19 protein-coding genes are annotated in these 21,366 nt (G+C 68.5%); 8 read left to right on the top strand and 11 right to left on the bottom strand.

Annotated features, from left to right (window positions below; genetic code table 11):
* Positions 1-7: 7 nt before the first annotated feature.
* The 5 genes from msrB to AMYHA_RS17700 form a co-directional block, all read right to left on the bottom strand.
* The gene (gene msrB, locus AMYHA_RS17720) at positions 8-436 is read right to left on the bottom strand and encodes a peptide-methionine (R)-S-oxide reductase MsrB (protein WP_034272696.1); all 429 of its coding nucleotides are present in this window, start codon (positions 434-436) and stop codon (positions 8-10) included.
* Positions 437-459: 23 nt separating this feature from the next.
* The gene (locus AMYHA_RS17715; protein WP_034272694.1) at positions 460-762 is read right to left on the bottom strand and encodes a hypothetical protein; all 303 of its coding nucleotides are present in this window, start codon (positions 760-762) and stop codon (positions 460-462) included.
* 43 nt (positions 763-805) lie between these two features.
* Positions 806-2,407 carry a serine/threonine-protein kinase gene (locus tag AMYHA_RS17710; RefSeq protein ID WP_084037350.1) on the bottom strand — a complete coding sequence of 534 codons (1,602 nt, stop codon included), beginning with the start codon at positions 2,405-2,407 and terminating at the stop codon, positions 806-808.
* A gap of 185 nt (positions 2,408-2,592) precedes the next feature.
* Positions 2,593-3,243: a TVP38/TMEM64 family protein gene (locus AMYHA_RS17705; protein WP_034272690.1), complete on the bottom strand. Its 651-nt coding sequence runs from the start codon at positions 3,241-3,243 to the stop codon at positions 2,593-2,595.
* Between the two features lie 256 nt (positions 3,244-3,499).
* Positions 3,500-4,738, bottom strand: coding sequence for a PucR family transcriptional regulator (locus AMYHA_RS17700; protein ID WP_034272688.1), 1,239 nt, complete (start codon positions 4,736-4,738; stop codon positions 3,500-3,502).
* A gap of 195 nt (positions 4,739-4,933) precedes the next feature.
* Here AMYHA_RS17700 and AMYHA_RS17695 point away from each other — a divergent pair, with 195 nt between their 5' ends.
* The 3 genes from AMYHA_RS17695 (at position 4,934) to AMYHA_RS17685 (ending at position 8,531) form a co-directional block, all read left to right on the top strand.
* Positions 4,934-6,703: an AMP-dependent synthetase/ligase gene (locus tag AMYHA_RS17695; protein WP_051400049.1), complete on the top strand. Its 1,770-nt coding sequence runs from the start codon at positions 4,934-4,936 to the stop codon at positions 6,701-6,703.
* A gap of 72 nt (positions 6,704-6,775) precedes the next feature.
* Entirely contained in the window at positions 6,776-7,639 is an 864-nt protein-coding gene (locus AMYHA_RS17690) for an esterase/lipase family protein (RefSeq protein WP_034272686.1), read from the top strand.
* A 139-nt stretch (positions 7,640-7,778) separates the two neighbouring features.
* Positions 7,779-8,531, top strand: coding sequence for an arginase family protein (locus AMYHA_RS17685; RefSeq protein WP_034272683.1), 753 nt, complete (start codon positions 7,779-7,781; stop codon positions 8,529-8,531).
* Positions 8,532-8,862: 331 nt separating this feature from the next.
* Here the strand turns inward: AMYHA_RS17685 and AMYHA_RS17680 are convergent, their stop codons facing one another.
* A complete protein-coding gene (locus AMYHA_RS17680) occupies positions 8,863-9,873 on the bottom strand; it encodes a LacI family DNA-binding transcriptional regulator (protein WP_196776928.1) in 1,011 nt (336 codons plus the stop codon).
* A gap of 107 nt (positions 9,874-9,980) precedes the next feature.
* Here AMYHA_RS17680 and AMYHA_RS17675 point away from each other — a divergent pair, with 107 nt between their 5' ends.
* Genes AMYHA_RS17675 through AMYHA_RS17660 form a run of 4 tightly spaced genes read left to right on the top strand, consistent with a single transcriptional unit; the run spans position 9,981 to position 15,133 of the window.
* Complete coding sequence (locus AMYHA_RS17675) at positions 9,981-11,228, top strand: sugar ABC transporter substrate-binding protein (RefSeq protein WP_034272677.1); 1,248 nt, start codon at positions 9,981-9,983, stop codon at positions 11,226-11,228.
* 52 nt (positions 11,229-11,280) lie between these two features.
* Positions 11,281-12,345, top strand: a complete 1,065-nt coding sequence (locus AMYHA_RS17670; RefSeq protein ID WP_231104792.1) for a carbohydrate ABC transporter permease — start codon at positions 11,281-11,283, stop codon at positions 12,343-12,345.
* Entirely contained in the window at positions 12,342-13,244 is a 903-nt protein-coding gene (locus tag AMYHA_RS17665) for a carbohydrate ABC transporter permease (RefSeq protein ID WP_196777039.1), read from the top strand. The genes AMYHA_RS17670 and AMYHA_RS17665 overlap by 4 nt, the downstream gene beginning before the upstream one ends.
* A complete protein-coding gene (locus AMYHA_RS17660; RefSeq protein WP_034272671.1) occupies positions 13,241-15,133 on the top strand; it encodes a glycogen debranching N-terminal domain-containing protein in 1,893 nt (630 codons plus the stop codon). Before AMYHA_RS17665 ends, AMYHA_RS17660 begins: the two co-directional genes overlap by 4 nt.
* 62 nt (positions 15,134-15,195) lie before the next feature.
* On the opposite strand, the gene AMYHA_RS27630 is transcribed toward AMYHA_RS17660, so the two are convergent.
* The 4 genes from AMYHA_RS27630 to AMYHA_RS17640 form a co-directional block, all read right to left on the bottom strand.
* Positions 15,196-15,393, bottom strand: a complete 198-nt coding sequence (locus AMYHA_RS27630) for a hypothetical protein (protein ID WP_034272668.1) — start codon at positions 15,391-15,393, stop codon at positions 15,196-15,198.
* A 37-nt stretch (positions 15,394-15,430) separates the two neighbouring features.
* Entirely contained in the window at positions 15,431-17,182 is a 1,752-nt protein-coding gene (locus AMYHA_RS17650; RefSeq protein ID WP_084037347.1) for a hypothetical protein, read from the bottom strand.
* Positions 17,183-17,248: 66 nt separating this feature from the next.
* Entirely contained in the window at positions 17,249-18,805 is a 1,557-nt protein-coding gene (locus AMYHA_RS17645) for an alpha/beta hydrolase (RefSeq protein ID WP_196776926.1), read from the bottom strand.
* Between the two features lie 72 nt (positions 18,806-18,877).
* Positions 18,878-19,648, bottom strand: a complete 771-nt coding sequence (locus AMYHA_RS17640) for a pyrimidine reductase family protein (protein WP_051400048.1) — start codon at positions 19,646-19,648, stop codon at positions 18,878-18,880.
* 42 nt (positions 19,649-19,690) lie between these two features.
* On the opposite strand from AMYHA_RS17640, the gene zapE reads away from it, so the two are divergent.
* Entirely contained in the window at positions 19,691-20,701 is a 1,011-nt protein-coding gene (zapE, locus tag AMYHA_RS17635; RefSeq protein WP_034272665.1) for a cell division protein ZapE, read from the top strand.
* 41 nt (positions 20,702-20,742) lie between these two features.
* Here the strand turns inward: zapE and AMYHA_RS17630 are convergent, their stop codons facing one another.
* Entirely contained in the window at positions 20,743-21,348 is a 606-nt protein-coding gene (locus tag AMYHA_RS17630) for a phosphatase PAP2 family protein (RefSeq protein WP_051400047.1), read from the bottom strand.
* Between the last annotated feature and the right edge of the window lie 18 nt (positions 21,349-21,366).

Below are 21,366 nucleotides of genomic sequence, written 5' to 3'. Positions count from 1 at the left end.
AGCGCGGTCAGTCGTCGGCGGGGCGCAGCGTCAGCGCGACGGAGTTGATGCAGTACCGCTGGTCGGTGGGCGTGTCGTAACCCTCGCCCTCGAACACGTGCCCCAGGTGGCCGTGGCAGGTCGCGCACAGCACCTCGATGCGCGGACGGCCAGGCAGGCTGCGGTCCTCCCGGGTGATCACCGCGTCGGAGTCGGCGGGGTCGTAGAACGACGGCCAGCCGCAGTGGCTCTCGAACTTGGTGTCGCTGGTGAACAGCTCGGTACCGCAGCCTCGGCAGGAGTAGACCCCGACCGTGGTGGTGTCGGTGTACTTGCCGGTGAACGGGCGTTCCGTACCCGCTTGGCGGAGCACGCTGTACTCGTCTGGCGAGAGTTCTTCCCGCCATTCTTCGTCGGATTTGACGACTTTGGGGGTAGCGCCGACAACTGGTTCCATGTCAGCCACGGTACCGGGCAGGATCAGCCCGCGAGCCAGGTCAGGGCCAAGCGCAAGGTCTCCCACGCGCCGAGGAGCACGCCGAGAAGGATCAGCGTGACGACCAGCCAGGCGAAATGCCTGCGCACGCCGTCCATGCGGTTCGTCGACTCCGCGAAGTCGGCCACGCCTGCCAGCGAGGACTCGATGGTGAAGTTGGGCCCGCTGCGCTCCATCCGGTCCAGGTGCGCCGCGAAGGCGCGCGCTTCAGGGTCATCGGGGTCGAGGCCGATGAGGTCGTCCGTGAACCGCGAGTGCGGGCCAGTGTCGGGCTGTTCACGCGCCATACATCAACCGTATGGCAAATGCGCGGGTTTTCCTACGTCGACCTCAGCGAGGGTCGGAGTCGATCAGCAGCGACCCGTTGGAGCGGACCACCCGCAGCTGCCTGCGCTCGACGTTCTGGTCGTCACCCTCGAGTTCGGTGACCGTCGTGCTGATCGTGACGGAGCCGTCGTCGTTGTACTCGCCGCCTACGACTACGGCCTTCTCCGCGTAGACCTGGCTGAACTCCGACCAGTGATCCTGAAACTCCTCGTAGCTGCCGAACTCGGCCCGCGCCTGCGGCGTGAGCATGTCCCATGACCTGCTCATCCCGTCAGGGAAGGTGTAGAAGTCGATGACGAGCTGGCCTGCCTGTCCCCACGGGATCGGCTCGTTGCCCGCGTTGGCCTGCGGCTGGGTCTGCTCCGGCGGCTCGGTGGTCGTCGTCGGCGGGGCGGTCGTCGCCTGGTCGCCGCCCTGGTTCGGCGCCGCTGTGCCCGGCTGGTCGTCCTCGCCGGACAGCAGCGCGAATGAGATGCCGACGAGCGCGAGCAGCGCGACCATACCCGCGACGAGCGCGATGGTGCGCTTGCGGTCGTTCCCGTCCCGCTCGCCGGTCTGCCGCTGCCCTGGCGGCGGGCCTGGCTGGTGCTCGGTGTGGGTCGCGCCGTTCATGCCGTGAGCGCCGTTCACGGCGGTGAAGGCGGCGGTGCCGTGTTGGGGCCGCTGCTGCGGTGCGGGCTGGTGTGTGGCGGCGGGCGCCACGGCCGTGCGCTGCCACGGCGGTCTCTGGCCGTTGCTCGGCTGGTGCGGGTCGTTCGGCGGCTGGTTCGGCGTTACCGGCGGGGGAGGAGCGGGCACGCCGCCGCCGGATGCGATCGCGGCGAGGCGTTCCGAGGCCTGCTGCATGCTGATCCGGTCGCCCGGCTCGGGGCGCAGCATCGCCATCAGCAGCGCGGTCGCCGACCCGGCCACGCGCGGCGGGTTGATCTTGCCGCTGGCGGCGGTGTGCAGCAGCGCGAGCTGATTCGGGTTACTGCCGTACGGCGACTGGCCCTCGATCGCGTGGTAGAGGGTCGCGCCGAGCGCGAAGACGTCGGAGGACGGCGACGGGTCGGCGCCGCGCGCCAGTTCTGGCGCGATGTAGGCGGGCGTGCCGCCGACGAGGCCGGTCTGAGTGAGCGTGATGTCACCCTGCGCGCGGGAGATACCGAAGTCGGTGAGCTTCGCCACACCGGACTCCTCGATGAGGATGTTGCCCGGCTTGACGTCGCGGTGAACGATCCCGGCGTGGTGCGCGGCGACCAGGGCGTTAGCCATTTGTTCGCCGATGCGGCACGCCTCGGCGACCGGCATGGTGCCGTGCTGGGCGAGCAGCTGGGACAGGCTGTGCGAGGGCAGGTACTCCATCACCAGACACGGATCGCCCTCGTGTTCGGTGATGTCGTAGACGACGATGGCGTTGGGGTGCTGGAGCCGGGCCGCGATCTTGGCCTCGCGCATCGCGCGCCGGTGCAGGTCGGCGCGGTCAGCCTCGGACAGTCCCTGCTGGCCTACGACCTTCTTGACCGCGACGGATCGCTCTAGTCGCTCGTCGACGGCGCGCCACACGACGCCCATCGCGCCACTGCCGATGTGCTCGACGAGCCGATAGTGCCCAGCTACCAGTTGCCCTGTTTCGATGACGAACGCTCCTAGCGAGAGAGTTTCCGCGCCAGAGTTAAGGATGTTGTGCCTCGGGTGCCGCTACCGCGTGTCACCACGGCGCGGGGGTGACACCGCCGCAGGACAGCATTGCGAGCGCCCGATCGAGTGTACTGGCGAGCGTTCGCCGGTCCTATGTCACCCGCCACTCACTCATTCGAGCGTGTCGCGGTCGCGGGTGCCGGTGTTACCCCCGCAGGTGAGGTGCGCACGATCCGGTACACCCCGAATCCGCCGACTAGAGCGAACGCGGCATAGCACGCGATCAGCGCGGGTGGGGTCTGGCCGGTCAGCGCGTCACCGAGGATCACCACCGCCGCCGTGCCAGGCACGCTGCCCAGCGCGGTGCCGAGCACGTACGGGCGCAGCGGGATGGACGACAACCCGCAGCAGTAGCTCATCGGGGCGAACGGGATCACCGGAATCAGCCGCAGTGACGCGACCCCCAAGAGCCCGCCGCCGGTGAGCTTCGCGTCGACGGCCCGCACCGCGTCGTGGTCCAGGTGCCGGTGGAACAGCCGAGTGCCAATGGGTCGCGCGATGGCGTAGCCCAGCACGCCCGACGTCATGGTCGCGGCGAGCGCGATGCCGATGCCGAGTGCGTTGCCGAGCAGCAGCCCGGAGGCCAGGTTGAACGCCGTCCGTGGCAGCGGCAGCGCTACGCAGACCGCGTACACGCAGAAGAACAGCAACGGCGCCGCCGGTCCGGCCGCCACCGCCATCGCCCGCACCTCGGCTGGGCTGGGGATTGGCGCGGTGAACGCGAGCACGACGCAGGCGATGAGCACGCCCAGTGCCACTACGGCGCGTGTTCTCGACGTCGTGACGGCGCGTGCGGTGGCGCCTGTCGATCTTGAGGCGTTTTGGTGATCCGTATCGCCACGATGTCTCAAGATCGCGTCCGCTGCGCGACGTCGCAGCGACCCCCGTCGTGTCTGATCCCGCACCAGACAACGGTATGCCACCTCGGCTGGGTGAGCGCCGGGAGGTGGGGACGTGCACATTAGCTCAGCGGCAGGACGTTCTCGCACTGTCCCGGGACTCGCGGACGCGGCGCTAGTCAGACTCGCTCGTGACGGTGTGGATCAGCAAGGCGGCCGCCAGGATCCGGGCGTCGGAGGCTTGCTGCGGGTCGAGGCCGGTGATCTGGCCGACCCTGCTGAGCCGGTAGTCGAGCGTGTTCGGGTGAATATGCAGGTCTCGCGCGGCACGCCGCCGGTTGTGCTCCTGGGCCACCCAGCTACGCAGGGCGTCGAGCAGATGGGGGTGCTCGGCCAACTCCGCCAGCTTCCCTGCCAGACGTGCGCGGGCCGCGCCCGGCCGGGTGATCTGGTACTCGAGCAGCAGGTCGTCCAGCAGGTACAAGCCGGAGGGGTGGCCGAGCCGCGCGGCGAGCGTGGCGACCTCGCCGGCTTCACCGGCAGCCTGCGGCACCGCGTCGACGGTCTCGGCGAGCGCGGCCCCCGCGATCACGCCGTATCCGATCGCGTCCGCGATGCTCGCGACGAGCCTCGGCACGTCGGCGAGCACCGCGGACGTCGTCTCACCGGTGGCGGGGATGAGCGCGGTTCCGCCCCTGCTGTCCAGAGCGCTCAGCACGGGCTGACCGACGAACTCGTCCAGTGCGGACTGCATCCGCCGAGCGCGGCTGCGTGCGGCGACCGCCGACCTGGCCGACGCTCCGTCGCCGGCGCCGGTCAGCACGTGGAGGTGCAGCACGGCGTAGGCCGGGGCGAGGTCGATCTGGAGGCGTTCCGCCAGTGCGGCGGAGGGCTGGCCGGTCAGCAGCGCTGACACCAGCGCGCGGCGGGCTTCCCGCTCCTCGCCGTGGATGGCCTGGCGTTCCTCCAAGTAGACGTCGGCCACGGCGGGCACGACACCCTGCAGGTAGCGCAGCACCTGGCTGCCCGCCGCGAGCACTTCGGGTAGCTCGTCCTGTTCCGCGAGGTCGAGTAGCGCTTCCCACCCGACACGCGCGGCGATGTGATACGCGGTGAGCACCACGGCGAGCGGGACGTGCTCCTGCGCGCGATGGGCCGCCGCTGCCAGCGGGATCGCCAGCTCCTCCGAGGTGGGCGCGGTGCCGTCGCGCAGCGCGCGGAGAAACGCCGACAGCGCCGCCGTGACCGACTCGGTCGTCTCGCCGTGGACGACGTCGGTCGGCAGCACGGCATAGAACGGTATCTCCGCGACGAACTGGTCAACGGCTTGTTCCGCGATCTGGGTGATGCGTGCCGTCGCGCGGGTGTACAGCGCGGCGCTGAGCCGAGACCGCGGCGCCGGTGCGAACTCCATTCGTGGATTCTGGCAGGTCACCAGTCCGTAGGCAGGTGCGGTGACAGGTGAGACCCGTTCCTTGGGCGTGGTGACAACCCTTGGCGAGCGAGTTCGGACGCTGCACGGAATCCAGCGCGAAGCCTGGGCAGGGTGTGATCCAGCTCCTAGCGTGCAGCGCATACCGCCCGCCGAAGCCAGCTCCGGAGGCAGCGAATGCCGATGCCGACCGACCGTGCGGCACAGCCAGTGAAATCCGGCGTGCTCACCGACCTCGCCCAGGCGTCGGCGCTGTGGTTCGGCGACGCCGTCGCCCAGCGGATACCAGTCGAGGGCGGCTGGGCGAAGCGCACTTTCACCGAGCTGCACGAGGCCGTCACCCGCGTCGCACGAGTGCTACACGCGGCAGGCGTGCGGCAGGGGGACCGGGTGGCGTTGCAATCCGCGACGCGTGCGGAGTGGACGGTCTGCGACCTGGCGATCACCCGCATCGGGGCGATCTGCGTTCCGGTGTATCCGACGAGCACCCGAGACCAGATCGCGTGGGTGCTGAACGACTCGGGATCGATCGCGGTGATCGCCGAGACGGCCGAGCAGGTAGCGCTGGTCGGTGAGCTGGCCGACGTGCGGCTGGTGTTCGGCATCGACGTCGCCACCACGTGGTGCGGTCCCCTCGCTGAGCTGATCGACTCGGGCGATGCCGAAGCCACGGAGGATCTGCCCGACGTCGCCGTGGCCGAGGACGACCCGTTCACGATCGTCTACACGTCGGGCACGACAGGTAACCCGAAGGGCTGCGTGCTCTCGCACCGCAACATCAGCGCGGTAGTGGCGATGCTGCGCGGGCTGACCGACCTCGGCCGAGGCGACGTCGTGTTCGCCTACCTGCCGCTCGCACACCTGCTGACCCGGATGCTGCAGCTGTTCTGCCTGCATACCGGCGCCACGATCGCGTATTCGCGGGGCGACATCCACGGAATCGTCGGCGAGCTGAACGAGGTCGCGCCGACGCATCTGCCGTCGGTGCCGACACTGTTCGAGAAGGTGTACTCGGTCGTGCGGGCGCGGGTCGCGGCTCGTGGCGACGCGGAGCGTGCCGAGTTCGAGGAGTCCGTGGCGCTGGGACTGGCCGTGCGTGGGGCACGGGAACGGGGAGAACCGGTCAGCGAGGAGAACGAACGGCGATTCGCCGCGGCGGACGAACGCCTGTTCAGCCTGGTTCGGGCCGCCTTCGGCAGCCGGATCAAGCAGGCGCTGACCGGGGGCGCACCGATCGCGCCCGAGATCGTCGAATTCTTCTCCGCCTGCGGCGTGCCTGTCTACGAGGCGTATGGGCTGACCGAGTCGTCTGCGGTGATCAGCGCGAACGTCCCCGGTGCGTGGCGGGTGGGCACCGTCGGCCGCCCGGTCAGCGGGGTAGAGGTGCGCATCGCCGAGGATGGGGAGATCCAGGCGCGGTCGGCTGGCATCTTCTCCGGCTACTGGCGCGACGAGACCGCCACCGCCGAGACCATTGTGGACGGCTGGCTCCGCACCGGTGACCTCGGCACGCTCGACGAGGACGGATTCCTCAGCATCACCGGTCGCAAGAAGGACATCATCATCACCTCGGCAGGGAAGAACCTGACCCCGGCGAACATCGAGAACGACCTGCGGCAGACCCGATTCATCGAACAAGCGGTGATGCTCGGCGACCGGCGTCCGTACCCGGTGGCGCTGATCGCGCTCGACGAGGATGCCGTCACCGGGGCTGGGATCGACGTCGGTGATCCCGCATGGCGTGCCGATGCGCGACTGCGCGATCTCATCGCTGACGACGTCGCGCGGGTCAACGCGTCGTACTCCCCGCCGGAGCGGATTCGCGACTTCGCCATCGTGCCCGAGCCGTTCACCATCGCAGCGGGTGAGCTGACGCCGACGTTCAAGGTCCGCAGGGACGTCGTCGCGCAGCGCTACGCCGACCTCGTCGCATCGCTGTACTCCTGATCGCTTCACGGGCCTGACCAGGGGGTTTGGCCGTCACCATGCCGCGACGCGGCAGCACACAAAGGAGATTCCATGAAACGACTAGTCCGACGCGCGCTCGGTGTCGCGCTCACCGCCGCGGTGATCACCACGGCCGCCGCCGCGCCGGTGCGGGCGGCCGAAGGCGGCGTCAACGACCCGGACTGTCAGCCGAGCGCCGCGCACCCCAACCCGGTGGTGTTCTTGCATGGCCTCGGAGCGAACAAGAACGCCGACACCAACGTCATGCAGGACGAGATCGCCAGCCAGGGCTACTGCACCTACAGCCTGACCTACGGCGCGCACGAGGAATTCCCGTTCGTTGGCGGTCTGCGACCCATCGCCGACTCGGCGCAGGAGATCAGGGCGTTCATCCTCGACGTGCTCGCCACGACCGGTGCGTCCACAGTGGACATAGTCGGCCACTCGGAGGGTGGGTTCCAGTCCCTCTACGTCACCAAGACGCAAGGCATCGCTGACAAGATCGACAAGGTCATCGCCATCGCGCCGCCGACGCACGGCACCACGTTCGGCGGGCTCTACGCGCTGGCATACGTGTACGGCGACACCTCGCGTGACCTCGTCGACGAGGCGCTCAAGACCGTCGGCTGCGCCGCGTGCACCGATCTCGGCCCCGATGGGGACGCCGTCGAGGTGCTCACGGACGGCCCGATCGCTCAGCAAGGCGTCACCTACACGATCATCACCTCCACCAACGACCAGATGGTCACCCCCACCGAGACGTCGTTCGTGCCGGAGCCAGGGGTGGACAACAAGTACGTCCAGGAGACGTGCCCGCACGACCCGGTGGGTCACATTGGCGAGGCGTACGACACCAACGTCTGGAACATGGTGACCAACGCGCTCGACCCGGCCAACGCCATGCCGTTCCCGTGCTCGGCGGGATTCCCGTTCTGAGCGAAGGGCGGCGCTGACCGACGTCCGGTAGTGGATCTTGAGGCGTTGTGGCTGCTCTGGCCGCCGCGATGTCTCAAGGTCCACTTGGCGCGCGGAAAGTCGGATGACGGTGGCCACTCTCGCGGCTACCGTTTGCCGCATGCAGACGATTTCGGTGCCGTATCACCTCGACGAGTATGTGTCGGGGTTCGACGCGCCAGTGTCGCCGGATCGCACGATCACGGCGGAGCTGCCCGACGGTGATGTGTGGACACGCATGGCCTCCCTCTACCGCCCGGTCGCCGACACGGTTGCCGCCAATGCCCGGCGCGGCGAGCGGTCACTGGTGATGTCGAGTGACTGCACGACGTCGCTGGCCGTTGTCGCCGGTCTGCAACGCGCTGGTCAGACACCGTCGGTGGTGTGGTTCGACGCGCACGGCGACGTGCAGACACTGGAGACATCGACGTCCGGCTACCTGGGCGGGATACCGTTGCGGCTCATAGCGGGCTACCGGACAGAGCTGATCGCTGCGGCCATCGGCCTGACCCCGGTTGCCGAGGACGCCATTGTGCTGGTCGACGCTCGCGACCTCGACCCGCCGGAGCGCACGTACCTCGAACGCTCACGGATCCAGCACATCGCCATCGACGAGCTGGCTACCGATGTGCTGCCCAGCGCGCCGATCTACCTGCACATTGATCTCGACGTGATCAACCCGGAGTATCTGCCTGATCAGCTGTTCCCCGCAGCAGGCGGACCGACTGAAGAGGCCGTGGCGCAGGCTGTGAGCCGGGTCGTCGACGTCGGCCGCGTCGCCGCGGTCGGCCTGGGCTGCACCTGGCATCACGGCAACGGCGCAGCAGCGCGTGTGCAAGCCGTGGTCGACGCGGCTATCCGAGCTCCTGCTTGATCGCATGCCCATCGTCAGCCGGGTTGGACCGCGGGTCCCACACGGGCTCGCCGGTCGGCTCATCGCCACTGGTGGCAGCGTCGACCCGATCCGGTAGGCCTCGCTGGATGCGGTCCAGTCCCCGTCGAGTGGGGTCACCGAGATGTAGCCGTCGGGCGAGGGCGTTGTTGTCGGATCCCCTGACCGGATCCCGGTCAAGGTCCAGCTGCGGCTGAACCAGGTAGCAGGAAGCACACAGATCGGTGCGCTCGAAACGAGGGCGGACGGAAGCCTGCCCGCCGGAGTAGCCGAGCTGGTCGTCGAGTCCGACGCCACCGGTCGGTCGCTGGGGTCAGCGCCAGACTATACGGGGTTCGATGAGGCGCCCCTCGGGTTCGGATTGTCGGATGACCGCGGGGGCTGCCTGGTCGGTGAGCATGTCCAGAATCTCGGCCACGATTTTCTCTGGCAACTGCTCGATGCTGGAGACTCCTAATGACTCGGCGGCGGCGGTGTTGTCGAATCCGACGATTGGCAGGTCTGGCTTTCCCGCTTCCACGCTCGCGAGACGAGCGCCGATGGCCAGTGCGTCGCTGGCGCAGACGATCGCGTCCACCGCAGTCTTCTCCAGCAGTGCCCGCGCTTGGACTTGGCCTTCGGGGGCCCCGTCGATACTGATCAGCCGAGGTGCGGACGACCCTCCCGCTCGATCCCCGATAACCTCGCGCCAGCCGCGTTCGCGGTCGTCGCCGGTTCCCGAGTCGGGTGGCCACCCGAGGAACGCGACACGCTCGCCGGCCTGCGCGAGCAGATTCCGAGTAGCGTTCCGGACGCCCGCTGCTCCATCGACGTCGACCCACGGATGCCCGGCGCGGTCGACGTCGTCGGCCCACCATGGGCGGCCGAATGCCACGAAGGGGATGTTGCGCTTCCTAAGACGCGCCGCGCGACAGTCAACGCTGTTGGTGCCGGTAAGGACCACAGCGTCGACCTCGGCGCCGTCGGCGAGTTCGTCGATCCGATCCAACTCTTCCTCCAGCGTCCGCGCCACATATAGGAGGACGCGCAGGCCGAGGGAGGCAGCCTGCTCAGTCAGAGCGTGGACGAACCGGTCCAAGACCACGCCGGAGATCCCTCCCGAGTAGGCATCGAGCCGCACCCCAATCGTGGAAGTGCGGCGGGTGCGTAGATTGCGGGCCACGGTGTTCGGCGAGTAACTGAGGGCATCAACGGCTGCCCGTACCCGCTGTCGCGTGGATTCACGCACGATTTCCGGTGAATTGAGCACGTTGCTCACCGTCTGCCGCGACACACCCGCTTCGCGAGCGACATCCGCGATCGTTGCTACTCGTCGTGCTGGCAACCTGACTCTCCGCATTCACCATTGACGGGGGCTTCTTCGCACTCTAGCGTTTGACCGTTCCAACCGAAATTAGATCGATCAAATTCCACTATCAAGGGAGATGCGGCGTGAATTTCAGAGCACTCATCGCAGGGGGCACGGCCGCCTCCACATTCTTCGCCCTCTCGGGCTGCGGAGGTTCGGGGTTCGACGACTCCGCTCAAGACAGCACCGACGATGAACTGACCTCGTCGAACTCCGCCCTCACCGTGCTCTACGGCGCGAGCGGCGACGCAGAGAAGGACGCCGTCGAGGACGCCGTCGCTGCCTGGTCTAAAGAATCCGGCATCGACGTCACCGCGCTGGCAGCGACCAACCTGACTCAGGAGCTCTCGCAGGGATTCGCGTCCGGCTCCCCGGCCGACCTGTTCTATCTCGCGCCTGAACAGATCGCCGGGTACGCCGACAACGGCTCGCTCAAGCCCTATGGTGATCTGCTGTCCAATAGGGACGACTTCTACCCGTCGCTGGTGGAGAACTTCACCGTCGACGGCGAGTTCTACTGCGCCCCCAAGGACTTCTCGACCCTCGCCTTGGTGATCAACACCGACCTGTGGGACAAGGCTGGACTCACCGACGCCGATATCCCCACCACTTGGGACGAACTCGACGCAGCGGCGAACGCCCTCACCACCGGCCAACGCGCGGGACTGACGTTCAGTCCCGAATACCAGCGAGTCGGCGTCTTCATGGCCCAGGCGGGCGGCAGTCTGGTGACCGATGACGGCGCCCAGGCCGTGGCTGAGTCGAGCGAGAACATCGAAGGCCTGGAATTCGTGCGGTCTCACCTCAAGGGCGGCACGTTCGCCTATGCGACGGATCTCGGCGCCGGATGGGGCGGAGAGGCGTTCGGGAAGGGTCAGGCGGCTATGACCATCGAGGGCAACTGGATCACCGGTGCGCTCGAAGCCGACTTCCCTGACGTGAACTACCAGGTCGTGCCGCTCCCCACGGGCCCAGCAGGGCAGGGCACGCTGCAGTTCACCAACTGCTGGGGCATGGCCGCCGACAGCCCCAACCAAGAGGCGACGCTCGAGCTTGTCGAGTTCCTGACGAGCGCTGAGCAACAGCTCGAATTCTCAGCGGCGTTCGGACCCATGCCGTCTGTCGAATCAGCAGGCGATCAGTGGCGCAGCGACAATCCGGACTTGACGGCATTCCTCGACGGCGCCGACTATGCGACCGGCATGCCCACCGATGTCGGTGCCGACGAGGTCATCAGCGATTTCAATGCTCAGCTGGAATCGCTCAAGAGCTCCGACCCCGAGAAGATGCTCACCACGGTCCAGAACAACCTGGAAGCCGTGGTCGGCTGAGATGGGTGTCGCCGCACGGGCGTCAAGCCGTGTCGGGTCTCGCCGCACGAGCGTGGCCCGACGCGGTGAGGGCTCCGCAGGGTGGCTGTTCACGCTCCCGGTCATAGTCATCCTCGGTCTGTTCCTGTTCGTGCCAGTCCTGATGGCACTGTGGGTGAGCTTTTCCGACTGGACCGGTCGCGGCAGCCCGTTCTCAGCGGGAACCGGTTTCGTTGGTTTCGACAACTACGCCGAGATCACCAGTGGCGGCGGCTTGCCCGAGCGAAACTTCGGTATAGCGCTGCGCAACAACGCCTGGTACGCGGTGCTGGTCATCCCGCTGCAGACCGCGCTGTCGCTGTTCCTGGCGCTCCTCGTCAACCGCGCGGCGCTGCGGGGCCGCACTTTCTTCCGCATCTCCTTTTACTTTCCGTCGGTCACCAGCTCAGTCGCGATTACCGTGCTGTGGCTGTTCCTGTTCTCATCCACCGGTGTGGTCAACCAGGTGCTGTCCTGGGTGGGAATGAACGGACCGAACTGGTTCAACGACCCACGCGGCATTGTGCACGTGGCGTTGTCCGCAGTCGGGGTGGAGGCAGGACCAGCGGTGCTCACCGACGCCGACATCCTCGGTGTGTCGTGGTGGGATTGGTTGTCTGGACCGTCGATCGCGATGGCCGCGCTGATCCTCATGGCCGTGTTCACTACCAGCGGCACTTTCATGCTGCTCTTCCTCGCGGCGCTGCAGAGCCTCAGCCCCGATGTCGACGAGGCTGGCAGGGTCGACGGTGCGAGCACATGGCAGCGGTTCTGGAGGATTACGCTGCCGCAACTGCGACCCGCGCTGTTCACCGTGCTCACCCTGGGGCTGATCGGATGCTGGCAGGTGTTCGACCAGATCTACACCGGCACACAGGGCGGCCCTGGCAAGACCACCCTGACCCCCGCCTACCTGTCGTATGAGTCGGCATTCACCGACCAGCGATGGGGACAGGGCGCGGCGATCTCTTTCATTCTGTTCCTCATCATCGTCGCGTTCACCGTCGTCCAGCGTTGGGCACTGCGGGAGCGGGGCGTGGCCAAGCGGCGAATGCGGCAATACCGGATGACGGCCCGCGAGAACGGGGGCGCATCGTGACCACGACGACCCTTACGCCCAAGTCCTCGTCGGCCACGACGACCCCGAAGCAACGCGCCCGCCGTCCAGGCTCGATACGATCGATCGGCGACATCGGGCTGTACACGGTGCTGGTCGTCCTCGCGCTGATCTACATTCTGCCCTTCCTGGTGCAGATCGCGACGTCGTTCAAGACCGAGGCGGAAGCGGCTTCGAACGCCGTGTCGCTGGTACCCCAGACGTTCACGTTCGCGGCTTACGAGATGCTGTTCGCTCACTCGGACTTCCCGGTGTGGTTCGCGAACTCGGCCTTCGTGACCGTGGCGGTCACGATTGGACGCGTCTTCTTCGCCTCTCTCGCCGGATACGCGCTGGCGCGGTTGCGGTTCCCTGGCCGCGGTTTGGTGTTCGGAACCCTTGTGGCCGTCATGGCAGTGCCACAGGTCGTGCTGCTGATCCCGAAGTTCCTTGTGCTCAACCAACTCGGGCTCTACGACTCGTACGCGGGCATGATCCTCCCGCTGCTAGTCGACGCCGCGGGCGTGTTCATCATGAAGAACTTCTTCGAGTCCATCCCTCGGTCGGTGGAGGAGCAGGCCCGAATCGACGGGGCTGGAGCCTTCCGCATCTACTGGTCGGTCGTGCTGCCCATGGCCCGACCGGCGCTGATCACCATCGTCATCCTCTCGTTCCAAGGGTCGTGGAACGAGTTGAGCCATTTCATCGTCTCAGCCCAGTCTCCTGAACTGACCACCCTCACCAAGGGCGTCGCCGCACTGGCGTCGGGCCAGCTCAGTCAAGGTACGCAGTACCCACTCAAACTCGCGGCCGCGGCGATCATGACGATCCCGGTCGCGGTCCTGTTCTTCATCTTCCAACGACACATCACGAACACCACAGGAGGGGCCGTCAAGGGATGAGTACCGGCCGCCAGCCGCTTTTGCACGATGCCGTCATAGCCCTGCACGCGCCGACTCAGGCCTGGTCACGGTCCGATGGCGCGATGACCAGCGCGATCGACGGCCTGTTCCACGGCGATCGCCGGTTCCTGCGCGGGCTCTGGATCGACGTCAACGGCGAACGCCCGGAAGAGATCGCCGTCGACGAGAGCACCGCACGCACGGCCGTGTTCGGAGCGATCCTGCGCGGCATCGACGACGCCGCGCCCGATCCGCACATCGACCTGGCGCGCACCCGCACTGTCGCGGAAGGACAGATGCGTGAGACGATCGTCATCCGATCCGCCCTCGCGACAGCGGCCGAGGCGACGCTCCAGCTGGTCGTCGAACCGGACTTCGAGCCGTTGCAGGAGGTCAAGGCGGGAATAGGCGAGCCTCGGCCCTGGCGGACCACCGTTGTCGGCGACCGCGTGACGGTCACCAGCGGCGACGCTTCGTTCGAACTGGCGGCGGACCGCGGGCAGTGGCGGATCGAACCCGACCGGTTGTGCCTTGAATGGCGGTTCCGCGTCGAACCCGGCACACAGGTCGTCCTGACGTGGTCGGCCACCATGCACGACCCGAGCTTGGTCGTGTGCTCTCCTTCCATGCCGTCGGACTGGGAACTGCCAACCGATGGCGTCGACCCGCGCCTGGCGCTCTGGGTGCGGACCGCCCTCGACGACCTGCACGCACTCCGGCTCGCGCTGCCCGACCACCCGAAGGACGCCTTTCTCGCGGCTGGGCCGCCCTGGTTCTTCACCCTGTTTGGTCGCGACTCGATCTGGGCGGCACGCATGATGCTCCCGGTTGACGTCTCAATCGCCGCCTCCACACTGCGGGTGCTCGCCCGCCTGCAGGGCACGCGCGATGACGCGGTGACCGAAGAACAGCCCGGCAAGATCGCGCATGAGCTGCGTGCTTCGGCCTTCGAGATGCCAGGCGAGGGGATCTCGCTGCCGTCGCTGTACTACGGCACGGTCGACGCAACCGCATTGTGGGTCTGCCTGCTGAGAGAGGCATGGCGGGCCGGGATGCCCAGGGAGGAGGTGGCCGAGCTCATCCCGAACCTGAGGGCAGCGCTGGACTGGCTCGCGGCCTCAGCGGGCGCAGACGGCTTCATTTCCTACTTCGACCGTAACGGCAATGGGTTGTCGAACCAGGGCTGGAAAGACTCCGGCGACTCGATCCAATGGCGCGACGGGCGACTCGCCGCCGGGCCCATCGCGCTGTCAGAGGTGCAGGGCTACGCCCACGAGGCGGCGACAGGAGCGGCCGAACTCCTCGATGCGTTCGGCGAGAAGGGCGCTGAGAGATGGCGTTCCTGGGCCGCCGACCTTCGCGCCCGGTTCAACGAGCGCTTCTGGGTCACCACCGACGAGGGCACCTACCCGGCCATTGCACTCGATCGCGACGGCAGGGCGGTCGACGCGCTCGCCAGCAACATCGGGCACCTCCTCGGCACCGGCATCCTCGACGCCGACGCCGAGTCCCGCATCGCCCGCCTCCTGACAGGGCCGGCCATGTACTCCGGTTACGGCGTGCGGACTCTGTCGACCGAGTCTGGCGGGTACTGGCAGCTGGGCTACCACGTCGGCGCGGTATGGGCGCACGACTCGGCGATTATCGCGCACGGTATGACGCGAACCGGCAACCACAAGGAAGCGGCCATTATCGTCGACGGACTGCTCAACGCCGCCGAAGGCTTCCGCTACCGAATGCCCGAGTTGCACTCAGGCCACGACTGCAGCGAATGGTCCCAGCCGGTGCCCTATCCAGCCGCGTGCCGACCGCAAGCGTGGTCGGCCGCCGCCGCCGTCACCTGCCTAGGTCTAGTGGGCACGCTCGTTGGCCCGTCGGCGTGTGTGTGATGGATCGGGCGCTGTCGCCTAAGACAGCGCGGCGATGGGGAGGTTTTCGATCATCGGCGATTCTAGCGACGGGGACCGGCACGATCGGACGCACGAGCGTCGTGCCACCCAGTCAGGAAGGTCATTAGAGCCCACACAGTGGCGAGCAGGGCGGCGACCGTCAGCAGTAGGTGGCTTCTCCAGAAGAACAGGAAGTTGACGTGCGGGAAGTCAGGACCAGTCAACGCCGGTGAGATCAGTGCCTGGGTACTGAGCACCACCGGGTGAATCGTGCGTGTGTCCGAGGGCCGACGCCCTTCACTCCGCCCGGGGCACCACGATCGGCTCCTCGATGCGGGTTGGTGCGGGCGGGACGCCGACCGGCCGCAGCAACGGGTCGCTTGGTGCGCCATCGGGGTCGGCGCGCCACGTCCGGCACACCTGGCTGATCGCGATCGGGTGGATGGTCAGCGTGCCGTCGGTGGCGATGTGCAGTCGCAGGAATCCCTTGTGGTCCTCGATGCTCTGGCCCGCCATCACCTCATTGAGGTTGATGCCGAACCGGCTCGCGATCACCAGGTACGCCGCGACCAGCTCACTGTGCGCGAACCCGAGCACCAGCGGCGTGCCGACCACGATCAGCAGCAGCGTCGTCCATTCCGTCACCAGGTTGGGCGGCAGTAGCCGGTGCAGCTGGATGATGCCCAACGCCCAGGTCACGTTCAGCGCGATGTGCGCGACGCCGTGCAGCGAACCGGCCACTGTCGCCGGTCTGCGCGGCGTGTGCGAGTCCATTCTGGCGAAGAAGATCCCGGCCAGCACCAGCAGCCCGCCGAGGATCACCGCGGGCGTCCAGCTGGCGACAAGTGCGAAGAACCCACGTTCTCCGCCACCGAACGGGCCAGCGATGCCGAACAGCACCGCCAGCGTCACCGCCGACTGCACCAGTCCCGTCATGCCCCAGAAGCCGGGATTGCGCCACGGCAGCCGGAAGATGCCCGCCGCGAACAGTCGTGACTGCCACTTGCTCGGGTACCGCCCTGCCAGGTCGTAGGTCCCACGCGGCTCCGCCTCCCGCACCCGCGTCGTGGGCGGCGGCAGCTCGACCTGCTCTGGCAACTCGTGCGTCGCGGCGAGATACGCCCCGCCCAGCCCGCAGGTGATGTTCTGCCGCGAGCCGTCGCGCTCGGCGTAACGGGAGTAGTGGTGCTTGTCGCCGGAGAGCATGACCCGGATCGACGCGCCCGCCGGGCGGACGAACTCGGCGTCGAAGAACTCGATGATGTCGTAGGCCGCCTCACCGGCGTGCGATCCCGCGTACACCCAGGCTGGCGATGGCGTGCAGAGGATCACCGCGTCACCGGGTTCCAGCCGTGCCGCCGCCTCGGCGAAGTAGGCGAGCTGTGGCGCGTCGATGTGGTCGTCGAACTGGGTGTCGATCGCGAACAACCACCAGCGCTGCGGCAGTTCGACCGCGAAGTAACTGCGCGTCTGCTCGGTACACCACGCGCCGAACGACCGCTGTTGGGCGAACACCCGCAGGAACGCCGTCAGCCCGTCGTACCAGTCGTGGTTACCGGGCAGCGCGAACAGCGCTGGCCTCGGCTCGCCGTCTGGTTCCGGGAACGCGGCCTGATAGACGCCCCTGGTGCGGTCCCGGTACGTCTGGATCGATGCCGCCGGGTAGACCTGGTCGCCGCCCATGACCAGCAGCCTGCCGCGCGGCAGCGTGGCGTCGCCGACGTCGATCTCCCGCTGGGCGAGCACGGTGGCGACCGAGTAGGTGGCGTCGAAGCCGTCGCCGAGGTCGGCCACGTAGTCCAGCCACAGCTCGCCGCCGTCGGTGCCGCTCCCGTCGCTCGTGTACCGGTACACCTCCCACGGCAGGGAGCCCTGCAACTCCCGCTTGTCGGCGTAGGCGCCGAAGATCGCCGCCAGCAGAGCCTTCGCACCGGTCGCGATGAGCACCCGGGGAGCGAGCCACCGCACGGCGTGCTGCCGGGTGAAGCCCAGTTCGTGGGCGGAATCATCGCGGGCGCGGCGGACGCTGGGAGGTGGCGCTGCGGTCATGACAGCGCATGGTAACCAGAGCGGCGGCCAGCGAGCGGGTGCCGCGCGGCGGTCACAGTGGGCAGGTTACGGCGGGCAGGTCACGCCCTCGCTGGGCACATTCCCGTCCACCAGGAACCCGGCGACCTCCTTGGTGACGCAATCCGACCGGCCGACCGCGCCGTGGCCAGCACCTTCCCAGCCGACTCGCACCGAAGACGGCATTTGCTGCGCCGTGCGCTTGGTGCCCAGCTCGGGCGTGCGCGGGTCGGCCGCCGTGCTCACTACCAGGACCGGCGGGGCACCCCGCATGGCGGGATCAGCCACCGGTTCGCGGCGCACCGGCCACTGGCTGCACCACACCAGCCGCTGCGCGAGCAGGCCGCCGAACACCGGATGCTGCTCTCGCCAGTCGTCCGCCAGCTCGGCGATGCGTGGCGGCGCCAGCCGGGTGCGGGTGTCGTTGCACGCCGTGGCCAGGGCCGCGTCCAGCACCGACGGGTGCGGGTTGTCCGTGCCGAGCGGACCGAGGAACTCGGCCAGCGGCCGGACGTCGTCGTCCAGTGCGGCGTCGATGGCTTTCGCCAGCGCGGGCCAGCGGTCCGGCTCGCCGAGCCCGGTGAGGATCGCGCGGGTGGCGAGACCGGGCGGCAGCTGGCTATCGCCTTGCCGCAGCGTGTCCAGCAGCCGCGACACCGCGTCGCGCGGGTCGTCGAGCGGGCAGCTCCGGGAGTCGCAGTCGCTGGCGAAGGCGTCCAGGGTGTCCTCCGCGCCGGCCGCCCTGCCTTCCAGCACGGTTTGTGCCTGCTCGGAGGGGTCGGGGATGCCGTCGAGCACCACCCTGCCGAGCTTGTCGGTGAATCGCTGCGCATAGGCCTGCACTACCCCCGAACCCTCGCCGCGCGCGAGCACGTGCAGGAACGGCGTGCCGAGCTGCCGCCGGACCTCGTCGAGGTCACCGGCGGTGCGCCAGGTGTCGAGCGCGCCCTGCTGGTTCTTCAGGATCAGCGCACACTCCTGGCCTGCCTCACGCGTCGCGTCGAACAGCGGATCGAGGTCGGTGGCGGCCGGGTCGAAGCTGAGCAGCTCGCCCCGCACCTTCGCCGGGATGCAATCGGTCGGATTCGACTCGCCGGTACCCCTGCGGTCGACACCGATGATCGAGAACTGCTTCAGCAGCTCGTCGGGCAGCTGGGCCGCGAGCCGCGCCGCGAACACCGTGCCCGGTTCGCCGTCGATGTCGTTGACGACGAGCAGCGGAATCCGGTCGCCGCCGGTGCCCGACTCCGCCTTGAGCACCGAGATCCGCAGCACCCCCCGGTCGGGGAGCTGCGGCGCGTCGAGCGTGCTGGGGACGGTGGCGCAGGAGTAGCGCACCGTGCCCGCGTCCCGCCGCTCCGGCATGTCGAGCGCACGGCGGGTGCGCTCGTCGCAGTCGGCCCACGGCACGAGGTCGTCGCTCTGCGTGCCGAGCGGCGGCAGCGGGGCCTCGTCCCGCGGCGTCTCCGTGCTCGGCTGGGGATTACCGTCACGGGCGAGCACAGCGGGGCGGTCGGACGGCCCCACCGTGCAGCCAGCGAGCAGCGCAGGCAGCACGGCGCCAAGCAGCAGCGCGCGCCGCGCGGCAGGCCGAACACGAGCCACGGTCGTCCCCTCTGCGTTGTGGTCCGGTCCTTTCGAGGATGGCACGACGCGGGTGAGCGTGCGGTGAGCCAGTCACCGCCTGCGGTAGCGCAGCATCAGGAAGCCATCCTCGTGCAGCACCGAGGCCAGCGCCAACTCGCGCGGCGCATCGGTGACCGCGCCGGTCACGATCCGCTCCGCGCCGGCGCCCGTGAGTACCGGCGCGAGCGTCAGGCACAGCTGGTCAACCAGGTCGGCCGCCACCATGCTGGCGAGCAGCCTGGGACCGCCCTCGCAGTTGATCCGCAGCAGGCCGCGCTCGCCCAGTTCGTGCAGCACCGACGGCAGATGCACATGCCCGTCACCCGCGACGACGATCTCCGCGCCCGCGTCGGCCAGCGCGGATCGGCGCTCGTGCGGCGCGGCGTCCGTGGTGAACACGATCGGCGCAACGTGGGTGTCGGTGAGCACCGGGGAGTCGAGCGGCAGCGAGCACCGCGCGCTGACCACCGCGATCGGCGGGATCGGCGCCAGCCCGAACCGCTGCCTGCGCTCCTTACGGCGTTCGCCGCGCTTGACGCCGGTGTACTGCTCCGCGACGGCGGTGCCCGCACCGACCAGCACGACGTCGGCCAGGTCGCGGCCCAGCGCGAAGATACGTTTGTCCGCCGGGTGCGACAGACCTTCGGACAGTCCGCCGAGCGCGGCGGCGCCGTCGGCGGAGCTGACGAAGTTGACCTGGACCCACGGCCGATCGAGATCATCGGGGTAGGCGTAGATCCGCTCGAGGTCGGCGTCGGTGACGGCGTCCTGAGCGGGGTTGTCCGGTGATTGTCCGGGTGTCAGGGGCCACAGCGTGTGCACGGCTCCATCTGATCACACCGGTCGCGCCGTTACGCTCGGACCGTGCCAGGCCAGCTGATCGATCGCGTGCCAGAGCTCGCGGCGGACGAACTCGTCGCCGCGCTCGTACCGCCGCCTCGGTTCGACGTCGTCCGGTTCAGCACCTACGTGCCGAACCCCGACGAACCGAGCCAGGCCGCCGCCGTCGCCGAGGGCACGGCGTTCGCCGAGCGGGTCAGCGGGGGCACCGGCAAGCGCGGGCGTCTGCGGTCGCTGTTCGGCTCGCGCTCGTCTGACGCCACGCGGGGGCTGTACTTCGACGGCGGGTTCGGCGTCGGCAAGACCCACCTGCTCGCCTCGCTGTGGCACGAGGTGCCCGGCCCCAAGGCGTACGGCACGTTCGTCGAGCTGACCAACCTGGTCGGCGCGCTCGGCTTCACCGAAGCGGTCCGCCGGCTCTCCGGGCACACGCTCCTAGCGATCGACGAGTTCGAGCTGGACGACCCCGGCGACACCATGCTGGTCACCCGGCTGCTCCAGGAGCTGATGGCCACCGGCGTGCACGTCGCCGCGACGTCCAACACGCTGCCGGACAAGCTGGGGGAGGGCCGCTTCGCCGCCGAGGACTTCCTGCGTGAGATCCACGCGCTGTCCGCGCGGTTCGACGTGGTGCGCGTCGACGGCCCCGACTACCGTCATCGCGGCCTGCCGGACGCGCCGGAACCGGTCAGCGAGGACGAACTGACCGACTCCGCCGCGCGCGAGGGCGCCACACTGGACGACTTCGACGCGCTGTGCGGGCATCTGGCGCGGCTGCACCCGTCCAAGTACGGCACGCTCGTGGACGGCGTCAGCGCGGTGCACCTGCGAGACGTGACAGCGGCGCCGGACCAGGGCGTCGCGCTGCGGCTGGTGGCCTTCGCCGACCGGCTCTACGACCGCGCGATCCCGGTCGTGACCTCGGGCAAGCCGCTCTCGGAGCTGTTCACCGACGAGATGCTGCACGGCGGCTACCGCAAGAAATACCTCCGCGCCATCAGCCGCCTGACCGCACTGGCACGCGACGCAGGCTGACACCGCCCGCGAGTCGCACCTTAAATGCGCCGAGTTGCACCTTAATCCGCGTGAATTGCACCTTCGCTGTCGCGAGTTCCGACTTCCGACCCGAACCGGCGCAACGCTAGCGCCACCAGCGGCACCACGGTCAGCGCGAACGCAATCCCGCCGAGGACGTCGGTTGGGTAGTGGAAGTCCAGCGTCACCAGCGCGACACCCACACCGAGAGAGACCGCCGCACCCACGACCGCGGCAACCCAGCGCGCGACGCCCGGCCGCGCCAGCAGCACCAACACCGCGCTGACCGCGACGATGCTGACGGTGTGGCCGCTTGGATACGCGAGGTGGCCCTCGGCCAGCCTGCCGAACGCGGGCTTGAGCACCCACGTATTGAGCGCGACCGCCAGCAGCGGAGCGGCCGCCGCGAACGCCGCGCCACGCCACCGGCGCTGCACTAGACAGACCGTGGCCAGCAGCGCTGCCAGCGGCAGCACCACCTGCGGCTCCGACGGCATCACCAGCAGCCACGCCAGGTCACCGGACCCGACAGCGCCAACGAGGACGTCCTCGATGACGGTGTCGACCGCGCTCGCCTCGCGTTCCCCCGCGTAGCGCAGCCCGATCAGCGTCGTGATCAGCGCGCCTACCACCGCAACTACCAGCACGCCTCGATCATCTCCTAA

It is taken from the genome of Haloechinothrix halophila YIM 93223 (assembly GCF_000504245.1).
GTDB classification, from domain to species: domain Bacteria; phylum Actinomycetota; class Actinomycetes; order Mycobacteriales; family Pseudonocardiaceae; genus Haloechinothrix_A; species Haloechinothrix_A halophila.
The sequence above is the reverse complement of the archived record's forward strand: the minus strand, read 5'-3'. Positions and strand labels throughout refer to the sequence as shown.

Excerpts from the sequence above, each read along its gene's own strand:
- AMYHA_RS17700 (WP_034272688.1), bottom strand. The coding sequence starts at position 4,738 with ATGGAGTTCGCACCGGCGCCGCGGTCTCGGCTCAGCGCCGCGCTGTAC.
- AMYHA_RS17660 (WP_034272671.1), top strand. The coding sequence starts at position 13,241 with ATGAGTACCGGCCGCCAGCCGCTTTTGCACGATGCCGTCATAGCCCTG.
- msrB (WP_034272696.1), bottom strand. The coding sequence starts at position 436 with ATGGAACCAGTTGTCGGCGCTACCCCCAAAGTCGTCAAATCCGACGAA.
- AMYHA_RS17695 (WP_051400049.1), top strand. The coding sequence starts at position 4,934 with ATGCCGATGCCGACCGACCGTGCGGCACAGCCAGTGAAATCCGGCGTG.
- AMYHA_RS17685 (WP_034272683.1), top strand. The coding sequence starts at position 7,779 with ATGCAGACGATTTCGGTGCCGTATCACCTCGACGAGTATGTGTCGGGG.
- AMYHA_RS17690 (WP_034272686.1), top strand. The coding sequence starts at position 6,776 with ATGAAACGACTAGTCCGACGCGCGCTCGGTGTCGCGCTCACCGCCGCG.
- AMYHA_RS17715 (WP_034272694.1), bottom strand. The coding sequence starts at position 762 with ATGGCGCGTGAACAGCCCGACACTGGCCCGCACTCGCGGTTCACGGAC.
- AMYHA_RS17650 (WP_084037347.1), bottom strand. The coding sequence starts at position 17,182 with ATGACCGCAGCGCCACCTCCCAGCGTCCGCCGCGCCCGCGATGATTCC.